General features: G+C 35.4%; 15 protein-coding genes and 2 pseudogenes. 9 read left to right on the top strand and 8 right to left on the bottom strand.

The genetic code is table 11. The features are described 5' to 3' along the window. Positions 1-2 precede the first annotated feature (2 nt). From OPR28_RS05670 to OPR28_RS05655, 4 genes and pseudogenes are all read left to right on the top strand, one after another. Entirely contained in the window at positions 3-1487 is a 1485-nt protein-coding gene (locus tag OPR28_RS05670) for a DegQ family serine endoprotease (protein WP_265023670.1), read from the top strand. Positions 1488-1603: 116 nt separating this feature from the next. Further along, positions 1604-2615: pseudogene (locus OPR28_RS05665) on the top strand (WPE palindromic element domain-containing protein); the annotation flags it as partial. Between the two features lie 60 nt (positions 2616-2675). Then, positions 2676-3534, top strand: a protein-coding gene (locus OPR28_RS05660; protein WP_265023237.1) for an IS630 family transposase whose coding sequence is annotated in 2 segments (ribosomal slippage) — positions 2676-3001 and positions 3000-3534 — 861 coding nt in all. Because the reading frame shifts where the segments join, the coding sequence is not laid out codon by codon here. 27 nt (positions 3535-3561) lie between these two features. After that, positions 3562-4674: pseudogene (locus tag OPR28_RS05655) on the top strand (IS4 family transposase); the annotation flags it as partial. Between the two features lie 70 nt (positions 4675-4744). Here the strand turns inward: OPR28_RS05655 and hslU are convergent. Together hslU and hslV are read right to left on the bottom strand one after the other, a co-directional pair. Next, positions 4745-6235, bottom strand: coding sequence for an ATP-dependent protease ATPase subunit HslU (gene hslU / locus OPR28_RS05650; protein ID WP_264705442.1), 1491 nt, complete (start codon positions 6233-6235; stop codon positions 4745-4747). A 1-nt stretch (position 6236) separates the two neighbouring features. Next, positions 6237-6791 carry an ATP-dependent protease subunit HslV gene (gene hslV, locus OPR28_RS05645; RefSeq protein ID WP_253303553.1) on the bottom strand — a complete coding sequence of 185 codons (555 nt, stop codon included), beginning with the start codon at positions 6789-6791 and terminating at the stop codon, positions 6237-6239. Between the two features lie 115 nt (positions 6792-6906). On the opposite strand from hslV, the gene gshA reads away from it, so the two are divergent. After that, complete coding sequence (gene gshA / locus OPR28_RS05640) at positions 6907-8067, top strand: glutamate--cysteine ligase (protein ID WP_265023669.1); 1161 nt, start codon at positions 6907-6909, stop codon at positions 8065-8067. Positions 8068-8070: 3 nt separating this feature from the next. Here gshA and OPR28_RS05635 read toward each other — a convergent pair whose 3' ends face one another. The 3 genes from OPR28_RS05635 to OPR28_RS05625 all read right to left on the bottom strand — a co-directional run bounded on the left by OPR28_RS05635 (position 8071) and on the right by OPR28_RS05625 (position 10716). Next, on the bottom strand, positions 8071-8892 hold the full coding sequence (locus OPR28_RS05635) for a hypothetical protein (protein ID WP_265023668.1): 822 nt from the start codon (positions 8890-8892) through the stop codon (positions 8071-8073). 78 nt (positions 8893-8970) lie between these two features. Then, a complete protein-coding gene (gene hemH, locus OPR28_RS05630; protein WP_236514410.1) occupies positions 8971-9918 on the bottom strand; it encodes a ferrochelatase in 948 nt (315 codons plus the stop codon). Further along, positions 9919-10716 carry a hypothetical protein gene (locus OPR28_RS05625; RefSeq protein ID WP_265023667.1) on the bottom strand — a complete coding sequence of 266 codons (798 nt, stop codon included), beginning with the start codon at positions 10714-10716 and terminating at the stop codon, positions 9919-9921. A gap of 113 nt (positions 10717-10829) precedes the next feature. Here OPR28_RS05625 and ndk point away from each other — a divergent pair, with 113 nt between their 5' ends. Then, positions 10830-11249: a nucleoside-diphosphate kinase gene (gene ndk / locus OPR28_RS05620; RefSeq protein ID WP_182309846.1), complete on the top strand. Its 420-nt coding sequence runs from the start codon at positions 10830-10832 to the stop codon at positions 11247-11249. 599 nt (positions 11250-11848) lie between these two features. Here the strand turns inward: ndk and OPR28_RS05615 are convergent. Continuing rightward, positions 11849-11959: a WPE palindromic element domain-containing protein gene (locus tag OPR28_RS05615; protein WP_080717651.1), complete on the bottom strand. Its 111-nt coding sequence runs from the start codon at positions 11957-11959 to the stop codon at positions 11849-11851. Between the two features lie 361 nt (positions 11960-12320). On the opposite strand from OPR28_RS05615, the gene recR reads away from it, so the two are divergent. Together recR and OPR28_RS05605 are read left to right on the top strand one after the other, a co-directional pair. After that, positions 12321-12926, top strand: a complete 606-nt coding sequence (gene recR / locus OPR28_RS05610) for a recombination mediator RecR (RefSeq protein WP_010963080.1) — start codon at positions 12321-12323, stop codon at positions 12924-12926. 3 nt (positions 12927-12929) lie between these two features. Next, entirely contained in the window at positions 12930-14150 is a 1221-nt protein-coding gene (locus OPR28_RS05605) for a KAP family P-loop NTPase fold protein (RefSeq protein ID WP_253303549.1), read from the top strand. A gap of 45 nt (positions 14151-14195) precedes the next feature. Here the strand turns inward: OPR28_RS05605 and OPR28_RS05600 are convergent, their stop codons facing one another. Continuing rightward, positions 14196-14681: a hypothetical protein gene (locus OPR28_RS05600; RefSeq protein WP_265023666.1), complete on the bottom strand. Its 486-nt coding sequence runs from the start codon at positions 14679-14681 to the stop codon at positions 14196-14198. Further along, positions 14678-15536 (bottom strand): IS630 family transposase gene (locus tag OPR28_RS05595; protein ID WP_265023237.1). Its coding sequence is split into 2 segments (ribosomal slippage): positions 14678-15212 and positions 15211-15536, totalling 861 coding nucleotides; the frame shifts between segments, so codons are not numbered across the junction. The genes OPR28_RS05600 and OPR28_RS05595 overlap by 4 nt, the downstream gene beginning before the upstream one ends. 47 nt (positions 15537-15583) lie before the next feature. On the opposite strand from OPR28_RS05595, the gene OPR28_RS05590 reads away from it, so the two are divergent. Continuing rightward, positions 15584-15721 (top strand): protein-tyrosine phosphatase family protein, encoded by a 138-nt coding sequence (locus OPR28_RS05590; protein ID WP_265023665.1) that lies wholly within the window; start codon positions 15584-15586, stop codon positions 15719-15721.

Here is a 15721-nt window from a genome sequence, read left to right as displayed (position 1 = left end):
TTATGAAAAGTAAGGCATTTATTTTATCTATATTTGCATATTTTCTAATTGCGTTTTCTTCGTATGCTAATATGTTTGATTGGAATGCAAAAAAGGTCGTTGATGCTAGCACTACTGCATGCAACTGTAATCAAGGACTTGCCGATTTAGTGGAAGAACTCATTCCTGCGGTTGTAAATATTTCAAGCGAACAAATCATCAAACAAGAAAATAACAGCAGAACTAGAGTTCCATCTATGCCAGGAAATAATTTTTTTGATGATTTTAGAGAGTTTTTTGAGCATTTTGATCAGTTTTTTATGGATAGGGGCCCTAGTGTTAACAAAGAGGTGGTGTTGCTTGGTTCTGGGTTTATTATAGATAAAGGTGGAACTATAGTAACCAATTATCACGTTATTAAAAACGCCAAAGATATCACAGTTACTATGAACGATAATACTTATTTCAAAGCAGAAGTTTTAGGCTATGATGCAAGAACTGATCTTGCTGTGCTTAAGATTAATTCTGATAAAGATCTTTCTTCTGTTGCATTTGGTGATTCTGATAAAGCAAGGGTTGGTGATACGGTTATGGCAATAGGTAACCCATTTGGTTTGGGTGGCTCTGTAAGCACAGGAATTATATCTGCAAGGTCCAGGGACATTAGTATTGGCACTATGAATGAATTTATTCAAACTGATGCTGCAATTAATAGGGGTAACTCTGGAGGACCGTTATTTGATTTAAATGGAAAAGTTATAGGTATTAATACTGCTATCTATTCTCCATCTGAGTCTGGCGGCAACGTGGGTATAGGTTTTGCCATACCATCTAATTTAGCTATGTCAATTATTGACACATTAAAAAGTGGCAAAAAAATAAAACATGGTTGGCTTGGTGTGCAAGTTCAGCCTATAACGAAAGAATTTGCTGAGTCCTTGGGTTTAAAAGATATAAAAGGCGCATTGGTTGCAAGTATAGTAAAGGATAGTCCTGCAGAAAAAGGTGGAATTAAGGTGGGTGACATATTATTAGAATTTGATGATAAAAAAATTGATAGAATGACACAACTGCCTCAAATGGTTTCAAGAACTGAACCTGGAAAAAAAGTACAAATTAAGTTACTTAGAAAGAGCAAAGAGGTCAATATTAAGGTTGTGATTGAAGAATCTGCAAATGATGGTCAAGGTAATAATCAAGAAGAAAACAAATCAACATCCGATTACATAACTGGTTTAACTGTTTCAAACCTGCCAAAAGAATCAAAAGAAAGTAATCCTACAAAAGGTGTGATAGTTACTAATGTAGATAGTAACAGTAATGCCACGTTGCGTGGTATTAAAAAAGGAGACATTATTATCCAATTAGATGGAACCGATATAGAAAATACTAATGATTTTCAAAAACAAGTTGATTCAGCAGTAAAGAAAAACGGTAAAGATTCAATAATGTTGCTCATTTACCGCAATGGAAATCAATTCTTTACTTCGATAAAGTTGAAGAAATAGCACTCGTAGGTTATTTACTAAATTAGCAGCATTGTAAGCCTGTCACTGTAACACCTCAATCTTACAAGACAAATCAAAACTATTAAAGTCTACATTCCATTCACTAAAATACACATATGGATAATATAAATTTTCTAAAATTCATTGAACTGTGCTTTCAAACAGTGGTGCCAGGATGTGAGTATAATGATTATCAGTACATAAAAGTCATAGCAGATAGGCTGGAAGCAGCGAATGCTGGCGAAGTAAGGCGCATAATATTCAATATGCCTCCGCGTTCAATGAAGTCCATATGTATGAGTGTTGCGTGGCCCGCATGGATACTGGGCAACTGCAAGAATAATAGTTGCAAGTTATTCTAAGTTGCTTAGTGAAAAACATTCGCTTGATACCAGGTGCATAATGCAATCTGATTGGTATAAAGAACTATTTCCAGAGGTAGAACTATCCAAAGACCAGAACACTAAATATAAATTCCAAACAGTGCAGAGAGGATTTAGAATCGCAACATCAGTTGGAGGAACATTAACCGGTGAAGGTGGTGACTTTATTATTGTGGATGATCCGCTTAACCCTGCTCAAACTTTGAGTGAAACATTTAGAAAACGTGCCACAAACTGGTTCGATCAGACTTTAGTAACGAGACTCAACGATAGAAAAAAAGGAGTAATTGTGCTTGTGATGCATAGGCTCCACCTGGAAGACTTAACTGGGCACCTCTTATCTAAGCCAAAAAACATATGGCATCACATTTGTTTGCCAATGATTTCTGAAAATAAGGAGGTTATTTATTCAATTAATAACCATACTGGTGTCATTCCAACCCCCCCTCCTGTCATCCCAGTGCCCAGACACTGGGATCCAGAAAATTCAACCGCAAAAGACTGGATTCCAGCATCAAGTGCTGGAATGACACTACCTGCAAGAGTATTATACTCAAGAGAAGAGAATGAGTTATTATATCCCCTGGAGGGAGGAAGAGAAGAAGTTGAGATGATAAAAGTTGAACTCGGGAGTTACGCTTTTGCTGCTCAATATCAACAAAACCCCCTGCCGCTTTCAAGTGGTATAATAAAACAAGAGTGGCTAAAGCGCTATAAAAATTTCCCTGATAATCTCTCACATGTATAGCTCTTCTCATAATAATCCAAATAAGGTAAGATATGGATTTATGGTAGTGGGGTTTGTATGCCAGCAGCGTATAGTTATGACTTAAGGAAAAAAGCAATGGAAGCATTGGATGAGGGAGAAAGTAGAGCAACTGTTGCCAAGAGATTTAAAATTGGAAAAACGACTTTATATGAGTGGCAGAAAAGGCGTGAGGAAACAGGAGATTTTCAGTCAAAAAAGCCTGGAAGCGTAGGATATAACCATAAAATTACCGACTGGAATGTCTTCACCGAATTTGCAAAAAACCATGGCGGCAAAACTCAGTCAGAGATGGCTAAACTCTGGGGCAATATCAGTCGACAAACGATTCACCGCGCACTTAAAAATATTGGCTTTACAAGAAAAAAAGACCTACGGATATAAAGAAAGAAATGAAGAAAAGCGAGCTCAATTTGCAAAGGTTATAGCAACAAAATATCCTGAAAATCTTGTATATATTGACGAATCTGGGATAGACAATACAGAAGACTACCCATACGGATATTGCAGAAAAGGAGAGAGGTTTCATTCACTAAAATCAGGTAAAAAAACTCAGCGTGTCAGTATGATTGCAGCTCTAAATAAAAAGAAAATCATTGCTCCATTGACCTTTGAGGGATACTGCAACAAGGATGTTTTTGAGGCTTGGTTTGAGCAGTTTTTGACTCCAATTTTAAGGTCTGGCCAAACTGTAATTCTTGATAACGCTGCTTTCCATAAATCTAAAAAAATCGATGATCTTGCTAAAGGAGTAGGTGCTGAAATTCTTTATCTTCCTCCATATTCTCCAGACTTTAACGAAATTGAGCATCATTGGTTTGCTATAAAGAACAGAGCTAGAAAAAATATCCCTATTTTTCAGTCTTTCCGTCAAGCTGTTGATTCTGCTTTTTTATGATTTGTTCTGACTATTATGAGAAGAGCTATAATTAAGAAAAGTTTAGGAATAGAATGTGAGCTTATGGATCCATTGACTTGTAAAGTTCCACCCTCAAAGCAAGCTTTTTCTAAAGCAAGATATAAGATTTGTCATACAGGTTTTAAAGAATTATTAGGGCTAAGCATCCAAACAGCCTATCAAGATGAGCCTGAGTATGGAACTTGGAGAGGCTATAGGCTTATTGCAGCAGATGGTTCTGGTATTCGATTACCGAGCTCTGAAGAAATTGTATCCGAGTTTGGCCGTTTTAAACCAAATGGAACAACAGGTATAATGCCACCATTAGCAAGGGTTTCTTTGTTTGTTGATTTATGTACTTCGCTGATTTGCAGTGCTCGCCTTGCGGCTTGGAATGTGGGTGAGCAAACGTTAGCAGAAGAACAATTACCTGAAGTCGTTACTCAAATGCGTTCATTAAATCAAGATAGATTATTATTTATCTACGACCGTGGCTACCCTTCATTAAAATTCATTCAGCAGCATTATGAATTGAAAGTAGACTTTATTTTTCGCTTGCAAAAAAGAAATTATAGCAAGCTATGGGAACGAATTTCATCTGGTGAATTAGATTTTGATTTTGTGCTAGAAAATAAAACGAAAAGCCAAAAAGTAAGAGTAATAGTGCTGACATTAGCCAACGGAGAAACAGAGGTATTGGTTACTTCACTTTTTGATCGAGAAAAATTTACTTTGGAAGATATCAGCAAAGCTTATGTATTAAGGTGGCATATAGAGGAGTGCTATAAACGACTCAAAATAGGTGCAGAGTTAGAGAATTTTTCTGGCGTAAATTTAGAGGCTGTATTACAAGAATTTTGGGCAAACTTAGTCATGTGTAATATATTGTCGCTTCATATGTGTGATGCACAAGGGCCTTGGAATCCAGATCAAATTGCTGAGTATCGTTTAAATTTTTCGGTTTTATTTGGTGTAATGAGGCAGAAACTCTATCAGGTACTTATTGCGCCAAAAAACTTTCAAGCCCTTTTTGATAGAGCAAGTATACGCGCTAAAGTTAAAATCCGACCGGGACGATTGTATAGCCGCGATAAGGTAGATAAGCCCAAACGCCATCATGTCTTTAGGAGAGTTTGCTAATGAAAGTTCTTAAGTTGACGCCATTGTCTGAACACTTTCTATACTACTTAAAGTAGGCTTTTCGTTTTTCCTAAAGTATAAACTTAGATAAATCAAGCTGCTTCGAAATTGACTCAAGTTTATCTTTTACATACTTGCTGTCTATAATGAATTTTTCGCTATTTTTCTCAGAAGCAATGAAACTTATCTCATCTAAAAGCTTCTCCATAACAGTGTGAAGCCTTCTTGCGCCTATATTTTCCACTTGCCTATTAACTGTAAACGCTATTTCAGCTATGGTTTTTATACCATCATCAGTGAACTCAAGTGTCACATTTTCTGTTTTCATTAAAGCTATGTACTGCTTTAACAAACTAGATTCTGGTTCCTTTAATATTCTTATTAAATCTTCTTGAGTAAGTGCCTTAAGTTCTACCCTGATCGGTAATCTGCCCTGCAATTCCGGTAAGAGGTCAGATGGTTTAGACTGATGAAAAGCACCAGATGCAATAAATAATATATAATCTGTTTTTACATGGCCATACTTAGTTGTAACAGTTGTTCCTTCAAGTAATGGTAACAGATCGCGTTGCACTCCTTCTCTGTTTACTTCACCTTTTACTTCTGTACGCGCTGCAATTTTGTCTATTTCATCCAAAAATACTATACCGTCATTACTAACAAGATCAATGGCTTCTTTGATTATCTTATCTTCATCCATTAGCCCTTCACTTTCTTCATTAATTAATATTTCACGCGCTTCTTTTACCTTCACCGTAATAGTTTTTGTTTTTTTGCTCCCGTTAAACATCTTGCCCATTATTTCTGTTACATTCATCACACCAACTTGCCCACCTGGCATACCTGGTATATCGAAAGTAGGTAACATACTCTTGCTCTCTCTGACGTTAATAGAAACTTCTCCGTCCTCAAACTCTTTATTCCTCAACCTTTCTCTAAAAATTTTTTTACTCTCTTCGGTTGCATTTTCGCCTACCATAGAGTTTACTATTGTTTTCTCAGCTAAAATTAAAGCCTTTTTAGCTAAGGCTTTACGGGCTTTCTCTTTAACTAAAACTATTGCTGCATCAACTAAATCGCGTATTATCGAATCAACGTCACGTCCAACGTACCCTATTTCAGTAAACTTCGTTGCCTCAATTTTTATGAACGGTGCACCGGCAAGTTTTGCTAAGCGACGAGCTATTTCAGTTTTACCAACCCCTGTATGACCGATCATCAATATATTCTTAGGTATGATTTCATCACGCAATGGAAATGGAACCTGATTGCGACGCCAACGATTTCTGAGCGCAATAGCAACAGCACGCTTTGCATCATCCTGTCCGATTATGAATCTGTCCAATTCTTTAACTATCTTCTGTGGTGGCAGGTCATCTAACAAAACTTGAGTGCTGTCATTAACTTGAACATCGCTGTCATTTGAATCAAAACCACTCTTAGTATCTTTATAGAGGTTATCTTTTTCATCGTAGGTGTCACTACTACAAGACCGCCCTTCTGAAAGGGTTATGGGCTGATTGGAAAAATTGGTGCATAAAGTTTTTTGCTTGGAAGACATATCACTCCTCTATCTTTTCAATAACTACATTATGATTTGTATAAACACATATATCGCCAGCTATCTTCATAGCCTTTTTCGCAATTTCCTCTATTGATATTCCTTTAATGTCAATTAAAGCTCTTGCTGCAGATAGAGCAAAATTTCCCCCAGAGCCAATAGCTGCGACTCCATCTTCAGGTTCAAGAACATCACCTGTTCCCGTAATTACTAATGAAATAGATTTATCTGCAACGATCATCATAGCTTCTAATTTCCTCAGATATTTATCCATTCTCCAGTCTTTTGCAAGTTCAACACATGCTCTCATTAATTGCCCTGGGTGCCTGTCAAGTTTAGATTCTAATCTTTCAAAAAGAGTAAATGCGTCGGCTGTTGCCCCGGCAAATCCAGCAATTACGGAATCACCAGAAAGACGCCTAACTTTTTTTGCTCCAGATTTTATAACAGTGTGGCCCAGTGAAACTTGCCCGTCACCTATTACTACTACACTTTTATCTTTTCTAATTGATAATATAGTAGTGCCATACATTTTATTGTTATCGTGTTGAATCATTTTTCTATCACTTTAAATAAGAATCTCATTATACTTTAATCTTTAGTCAAATTTACTAAATATGTTCAACTATAGCTTATAATATAATACCTTCCTTATAACATTTAAAGTGCAGATGCAAAACATAATTCACCCAGATTTGGAAAAAAGTATAAATAATTGGTTCGAAGCAAAATTTAATGGCCTTACATCGCCATTTTATAGCTCTATAGATCTTAGAAACTCCAGCTACAAAATTGTCCCAGTGGACGCTAATTTATTTCCTGCAGGATTCAATAACTTAAGTGAAGAATCAAGAACAATGGCAGCAAGATTGATAAAAAGCTACTTTAAAAGACACCAATACAAAAAGGTTCTTATAATACCGGAAAATTATACACGCAATAAAATGTATATAGAAAACGTATTTGTTATAGAGAAAGTACTGCAACTCGCAGGTTTTGAAACTAGAATTGGCCTTTTACATAATGAAGTATACAATTTAATAGAACAGTATGAAACTGTTGTGAAAGAAAACTCTCTGCTAAAGACAACTTCAGGATTTGTGCCTGATGTTATTATACTGAACCGTGATATGACGAGCCACATTCCAGACACGCTGAAAGACGTAAAGCAAGATATAGTACCAAGCCCACTATACGGTTGGCATAGCAGGCAGAAATTTAAGTATTTTGAAATCTATCAAGAATTAGCATCTGAGTTTTGTGGCGAATTTAAAATAGACCCATGGCTAATTTCTGTGCTTACAGAGAGCTGTGATGGAGTTGATTTTGATGATGATTTGTCACTAGGAGCAGTAGCAACTAAAGTTGACCAAATATTATCTCTAGTGCAAAAAAAATATGAGGAACATGAAATAAAAACACAACCTTACGTTTTTATCAAAGCAAGCAATGGTACATATGGGATGGGCATTATAACAGCAACAAGTGGAGAGGAAATATTAAACCTCAATAAAAAAAAGCGTCATAAAATGAAAAAGATAAAAGAAGGAATAGCAATCAATAGCGTTATTATACAAGAAGGTGTACCAACCATTGACATGTTTAAAAGCAGTTCTGCAGAACCGCTAATATACTATATAGGAGATACTCCAACATGTTACTTATACCGATGTAATAGCAGAAAAGATGTATATTCTAGCTTGAATGCCACTGACTGTGAGTTTCATGATGTTAGCCAGGTTGTGGAAGGTAAAATTCTGTCACTTTGGAGTATTGTTAGCAAATTAGCAGTACTAGCGTTGGCAGTAGAAATAAAATCTTTTCACCTCTAACCCTTACATTCCCACAGCGTTACCATCGGGCAGATCATTACCATCATTACCGTGCTGAATATGGTTATGGCCAGCACTATCAAGTTCAGTGGAAGGATCATCATTGACAGGTTGTTGAAACAATTTGTCAAGCTGAACTGCCAGAAATACTGCACTATATATTATGCTAACTGTTACGCTTAAGTTGAAATTATAGATTATACCATTACCTAAGTTTATTGGTATGGTTGCAGTCTCCATTCTTTTTAATATGAAGTTTAACAAACCTAATGACAAAGTTAATGTGCTGATAATAAGGTCCTTCTTACACTCAGCAGACTTTTCAGGATCCTTATTATCTAGGTATTTTCTCCATGAATAATAGTAGCTTATAGGTTCCGAAATAAACAGAAATAGGATCGTTGATGTTAAGTGAATGTGACTTATTACGTCTGCATTACTCCTAGTAAAAAAATGGATGACTTTCAACATCATCAATGCTTCTATGATGCTGCTTGCAAGATTAGCCGATTTACCCACAATTTTTGCCAGCTCTTTTTTACTCTCAGGGTTTCTGTAATCCTTAATTAGATCCTGTAGAGTAAATGCAGAATGGGCAATGTATAGAATAGATGTCGGAAACTTTACTAGTCGAGCAACATTCCGTATAAGAAAGATATTGGATCTATTATTGTCAATGAACTCGCAGCAAAATTGCAGTGAAATCTTACACAATAGGGCTGTTAAACCTGTTGTGATGCAGATTACCTTCCTGATATCATGATTATAAGCATCATGTACCTTTTGTGCAACCGTATTTGATTTTTCTTTTAGCTTGCTTGGCATGAAATAGTTAATAAAATAATAACTTTCTGTTATTCTATCACATAAAATCCTAAAAGAAAAGCACTATAAATCAGGGCTTTAAGGGAGATTTATGCATAAATCAGCCAAGCATTTAATAAACAAAGAATCGGCACTGAGAGTTGGCACGCGAAAGTAATATCCATCCTTGATAATTGCTTTATATTCTATATCAAGTTCAACTAGAGTTTCTGAATGCTCAGAAACAAAAGATATAGGTGATAGAACTACAGGTACACCATCAATTTTTGCGCGTAATAGCTCACTTTCAGTGCTTGGCTCTAGCCAGTTTACAGGACCAATCTTACTCTGATAACATATTGACCAATCTAAGTTATTAATAGCTAACTTTTCTACTATTAACTCTACGCTTCTTTCTACCTGTGAAGCGTAAGGGTCGCCTTTTTTAATAATACTAAGAGGTAAGCTATGGGCTGAAAATAGGACTCTTGGTTTACCGATTTTGCTAGCCAATTTATAGTACTTAGCTATCAGATTAGCGTGAGCTTCAATAAAATCTTGGTTATCATAATAACGGTAAATCATTTTTGTATTGCATTTTAGGCCATACCGTTTAGCATTTTTTTGCCAATTCTCGATGGATGACAGAGTTGTGGTAGTTGAATATTGTGGATACAGTGGCAGCAGAATCACTTCATCAGGATCAAACTGTTTTACACTTTCAATAACTTCGTCAGCAAATGGACGCCAATAGCGCATGCAGATGAATACCTTGTGTACATGGTTTCTATTTTCGTTTAATTTTAGTTCTAAAGCATTAGCTTGCATTTTTGTATTCTCTAGAATTGGCGATTTACCTCCAATTTCCTCGTATATTTTTCGTGCAGTATTTTCTCGTTTCGCAGATATAAACTTTGCTAAAAGAAACCGAAAGGGATTCGGTAGATTGATTATTCTCCTGTCATAAAAAAGGTTGAATAAAAAAGGACGGACCGCATTTAGTGAATCAGGCCCGCCAAGATTAAATAAGATAACTGCCTTTTTCACCTACGCACTACTACAACAAGTTACTTTCGGGGTACCTATAAAATTAGCTACACACTCATCAAATTTAGTTATAGGCACTAAATTTCTCACATTTGCATACAATAAGTGGCCAAATCTCTGCATGTTACTCTGTGTGGATTCAAAACTTCTATCAAAAAACAGATCAACACAAAAACTTGGCACGGTTTCAAGAAGTTCAACAGCAGCTAAAGATAGCATTATACAACTTTGCAGGACCTTCAAAAGAACCTTTAGAGGGAAAAGTAAAACTTTAACGAAAAGAGAGGTGCTACTCGTTTCATTCAGTGGTTGCCCTGAATTGGGCGAATTATACTCGATGTGTTTTCTATTTTGATCAAAAATAGGAAATTTTATAGTATCTTTCTTAAATTCCGCGTCTATTTCTTTTCTACTATGGTTAGTGATTTTTTCCATTAACTTCTCACGCAGATGAAAAGTTCTGACAATAAAACATGTGGCAATCATTAAGGCAGCACATAAAAGTGCGCATTGCATGAGGCTCATACTGCCTAGCATAGCTGGCAGTGCAAAACAAACAAGCGGTGCTATGATTGTCATTTCAAGAGATGGAATAGTGTTTCTTTTCATTGCAAAGGCAGCACCTTCTTTTAATTTTGTATTATGATGTGAACTATATTCCAAATAACTTAAAAATGCCAGACTAAAAGTCAAAAACCCTTTTGTTCCACACAAAAGCGATGACTTAAAGTTACTTACTAATTTTTTAGTAGTAGATTCAGCTTGTTTAGTAGTGTTATTTTTACAACATTTACCCATACAATACCTCCTTGATGATTTGTCCTTAATTATAGATAAAAAATCACTTCTATGAAATTAAAATTTGTAATAAAATAAATCTATAAATGTACTATTCTATATAAGGAAATAATATGGCAATTGAGAAGACACTTTCAATCTTAAAACCTGATGCAGTAAAAAATAATATTACAGGCAATATAAATTCCTACATCGAACAATCTGGGCTGAAAATCACAGCACAAAAAATGATGTTACTAACAAAAAAACAAGCAGAGCTGTTTTATGAAATTCATAAAGATAGGCCTTTTTTTGGGGAATTAGTAGAGTTTATGACCTCTGGTTCTGTGGTAGTTCAAGTTTTAGTTGGTGAAAATGCAGTAAGTAAATACAGACAAATCATGGGAGCTACCAATCCAAAGCAGGCAGATAAAGGCACAATCAGGGGTGATTTTGCTGATGATATTAGTGAAAATAGAGTCCACGGCTCGGATAGTCTAGAAAATGCTCGTAAGGAGATAGCTTTCTTTTTTGCTGAATGTGAGTTGGTGTAGTTAACTCAGATTGGCGTCATCCAAGTAGCTGACAACATAGAAACGAAAAAACTTGCTTGACACCCTCCGCCAGCCCCCTTATCATGAAACTGAAGCTATTGTATTTGCTTTCGCCAATCTGCAGATTAAAAGGTAAGGATTACTTAATGTATCGGCGTCTTATGTTCAATTTTTTGCAGTATATAGATACTGTATGTCTTTACAAAACTTCATCTACATCTAGATTTTTATCTAAATAAGCTGAACGCGCTTATAAAGCGTTACAAGACATCAAAAAATGCCAATACTCGACAGAGATAGTAAAAGACTAGCTAACTCGGGGATTCTTTGTCTTTTTTTCTGCTTAGTAAATTTCTTAAACATTTGCAGCGTAAGTTAGTTGCAATTAAAAGCGGCTGAATCTCGCTTGTCAAGCGTTTAAAACATAAAAAACGCCAATATTTTAAAGCGGATAATAACCCCAGGGTTTCTTTTGCCTTTTTTTTCATTTGGTAAATTTCTTAATATTTATAGCTAAAGTAATTTAAAAGTCCGTGAAGGGTGTCATGCCAGTGCTTGACACTGGCATCCAGTTTTCCATATAATCTCATCAAAAATGTTTATTTTCTAGCTACTTTTATACTTATCAACCCAGTATGCTTACTTACAATTAAAATTTCTGGATCCCAGTGTCTGGGCACTGGGATGACAGCTAGCCTGACAACCGTCATCCCGCTACTTGTTAGCGGCCGAGATACCGCGAATGAATCGCGGTATGACGGTTCGCGGCAGTATGACGTAGAGCTCACGTTAGCTATACTTTTATGCTTACAAACTTAATAAAATTCCTGGATCCCAGTGTCTGGGCACTGGGATGACAAAGGAGAGCTACTCGGATGATACCTTTTTCTACTTAGTTTGGGTTATGCAAGAAGTCTATTATAATCAGGCTTTAAGTGTGCGGAAGTAATTTTTTTCGTTAAAGTAAAAAATTTTTTCTATAGCTGATCAAAGTGGGATCAAGAGAAACTTACCACTTTCTTTACAAAGGGTTTGATGTTACCATTTGACTGCCTATTCTGAATTTATTGAATGAACGTTAACATAAAAAATCTAGTTCATGCTTTCTCTAAATTGCCAAGTTTAGGGCCATCATCATCACGCAGGTTAGTTATACATTTACTCCAAAACAAAGAAAAAGTTATGCTACCACTTGCATCTTTGATTAAAGAGCTAGCAGATCTTATAATAGAGTGTGAAGTTTGCGGAAATCTAGATACTAAGTCACCTTGTTCTATTTGTACTAACCCAAAACGTGACACTAAGTTACTGTGTGTAGTAGAAGAATTAGGTGATCTATGGGCGTTTGAAAAAGGAAATATATATTCAGGTTTATACCATGTTTTGGGTGGCAGATTGTCTGCAATAAATGGCATAGGTCCAAAAGAACTCAACCTTGATACTATTCTGAAAAGAGTGACAGAGTCTAAAATTGAAGAGATAATTATCGCAATTAATCCGACATTAGAGGGCCAAGTTACTGCACAATATATAATTGAATTGCTAAAAAATTTGGATGTGAAAATATCACGCCTTGCTTGCGGCATACCAATGGGCGGAGAAATTGACTATCTTGATGAAGGAACGCTGAGGATAGCACTTACTTCAAGACAAGAATATGAGTTAAATATAAAATAAGACATGTGCTTAAAAAAACTTATATCGCTAATAACATTCAAAAAGAAAAAAATAGTGCCACCACTTAAAGTGGTGGCTTGGGAAAATGACCACCTAAACTATAAGCAATTTTCAGGTAAATTCAACACTATAATTAAAACAATTGATCAGTCTTTTACAATAATATCTTTGGAAGGATATGATGGATGGGGCAAGACGTTTTTTTTGAAAGAATGGGTAAAAGAGTTAAAACAGCAAAATGAAATTGCAGCTTATTATAGTGCATGGGATATCAATGCATTGGACCAACCACTGCCTTCTTTTTTAAATTTCCTATTTGAAGATTTATTTGTATCGTATAAAGTAAAAAGAAGTGTTATACAACAGTTCAAGAACATAAACCAAGAGCTATTTTCTCTAAACACACTAGGAAAGCTGATCAGTAAATCTCCACTTGCTATGCTTTCAGTATTTCTTGATGCTGCAAAAGAGGCTGATAAAAAAGACATAGGTTTTGTCTTGAGTGAATTAAGTCTTCTCCAAAGAAGAAAAGAGAGTACTAGAGATTTTAAAACACAGTTAGCGGATGTGGTTAATAAAATCAGAAAAGACAAAAACATTTATATAATGGTGGATAATCTTGATGTGTGCCGTCCTAAATTCGTTGTCGATTTTTTGGAATCTATAAAGTATATGCTTGATGTGGAGGGGCTGGTTTTCATTATTTCTGTAAGTAAAGATAAGAGTAATGTACAAAGAGCAATCAGCACAATACTTGGACCAAATTTTGACCTAAAATCTTTTACTGATCTCTCTTTACATTTGCCAAAACAACCGATAGAAAAATTTACAAAAGAACTATTTGAAAATATTAAATTACCGAAAAAGTCAAAAAATTTGATTGTAGATAGTTTTATATTTTATGCAGAAAGCCTGTCACTATCGTTAAAAACAATAGAATACTGCGTAAAAAAAATAAAGCTGTGTCTTCTGAATCACACAAGAGAAGAATTACCTGATCCGAATTTGTTTTCATTTTTGGTAATACTGCAATCGATAAATATTGATATATATGAGGAATTAGGTTTTTCATATCAAAGAGCATTGGAAAAAATTGAAAATGAATATAAATCTTTAGTTCTAAATGGTCAAGAAGAATGGGAAAAACTTAAAACCTCTCTAGAAACTGCTTTTGCAGAGAGGGAGTCAAAAATTAACAAAGCTATAAAGGATATACTATTTTGAAAAGATACCCTACCTTTACATATACAAAGATAGGGTAACATTTGATTAACGCCCTTTTACTATGTCATTACCTTGTTCAAACTTTCTGATTAATTCGCTTACATTGACATTAGATAATTTTTTACCTGCAGATTTGTCATTATGTGAAGCATCAGGTTTACGAAGGTCTTCCTTACTGTTACTCCTAGTAATATTACATCTAACAATGTTTGAATTATTAGACTTATCGCTTACATCTGAAATATTGCTTTTTTCACTACATGAAGACGAATTACTCGACATATTGCCTAAGCTAAAGAGCTTTTTACCTTGATAGATTGGATTCCAATCAAGTGGATTATAAGTTTTTTTGCTAGTCTCAACCTTTTGGTTATTTTGCTGTTTAGGAGAAAAACCAAGTTTTTCTCTTTCTTTCTTGCTTAGCGTTTTGAGAAATTTTACGGTTTCTAATTCATCAGTTGCTTGTACTTTATGTAAATCAAAGCTTTTTTGATGGTTATAGCTCTTCTCATAATAGTCAGAACAAATCATAAAAAAGCAGAATCAACAGCTTGACGGAAAGACTGAAAAATAGGGATATTTTTTCTAGCTCTGTTCTTTATAGCAAACCAATGATGCTCAATTTCGTTAAAGTCTGGAGAATATGGAGGAAGATAAAGAATTTCAGCACCTACTCCTTTAGCAAGATCATCGATTTTTTTAGATTTATGGAAAGCAGCGTTATCAAGAATTACAGTTTGGCCAGACCTTAAAATTGGAGTCAAAAACTGCTCAAACCAAGCCTCAAAAACATCCTTGTTGCAGTATCCCTCAAAGGTCAATGGAGCAATGATTTTCTTTTTATTTAGAGCTGCAATCATACTGACACGCTGAGTTTTTTTACCTGATTTTAGTGAATGAAACCTCTCTCCTTTTCTGCAATATCCGTATGGGTAGTCTTCTGTATTGTCTATCCCAGATTCGTCAATATATACAAGATTTTCAGGATATTTTGTTGCTATAACCTTTGCAAATTGAGCTCGCTTTTCTTCATTTCTTTCTTTATATCCGTAGGTCTTTTTTTCTTGTAAAGCCAATATTTTTAAGTGCGCGGTGAATCGTTTGTCGACTGATATTGCCCCAGAGTTTAGCCATCTCTGACTGAGTTTTGCCGCCATGGTTTTTTGCAAATTCGGTGAAGACATTCCAGTCGGTAATTTTATGGTTATATCCTACGCTTCCAGGCTTTTTTGACTGAAAATCTCCTGTTTCCTCACGCCTTTTCTGCCACTCATATAAAGTCGTTTTTCCAATTTTAAATCTCTTGGCAACAGTTGCTCTACTTTCTCCCTCATCCAATGCTTCCATTGCTTTTTTCCTTAAGTCATAACTATACGCTGCTGGCATACAAACCCCACTACCATAAATCCATATCTTACCTTATTTGGATTATTATGAGAAGAGCTATAACTATTGGTATATCTGTATCCATTGCATTAGTATCTGTTTGCATTGCGTACGTAATGTCAAAACCTAACACTAAAATGGAAGAAACAGAGAGTTTTGTGCAGAAAGTTGGCCAGAATATATAG

Source organism: Wolbachia endosymbiont (group A) of Epistrophe grossularia, assembly GCF_947251435.1.
GTDB classification, from domain to species: Bacteria; Pseudomonadota; Alphaproteobacteria; order Rickettsiales; family Anaplasmataceae; genus Wolbachia; species Wolbachia pipientis.
This window is presented reverse-complemented; position numbering and strand designations above follow the sequence as displayed.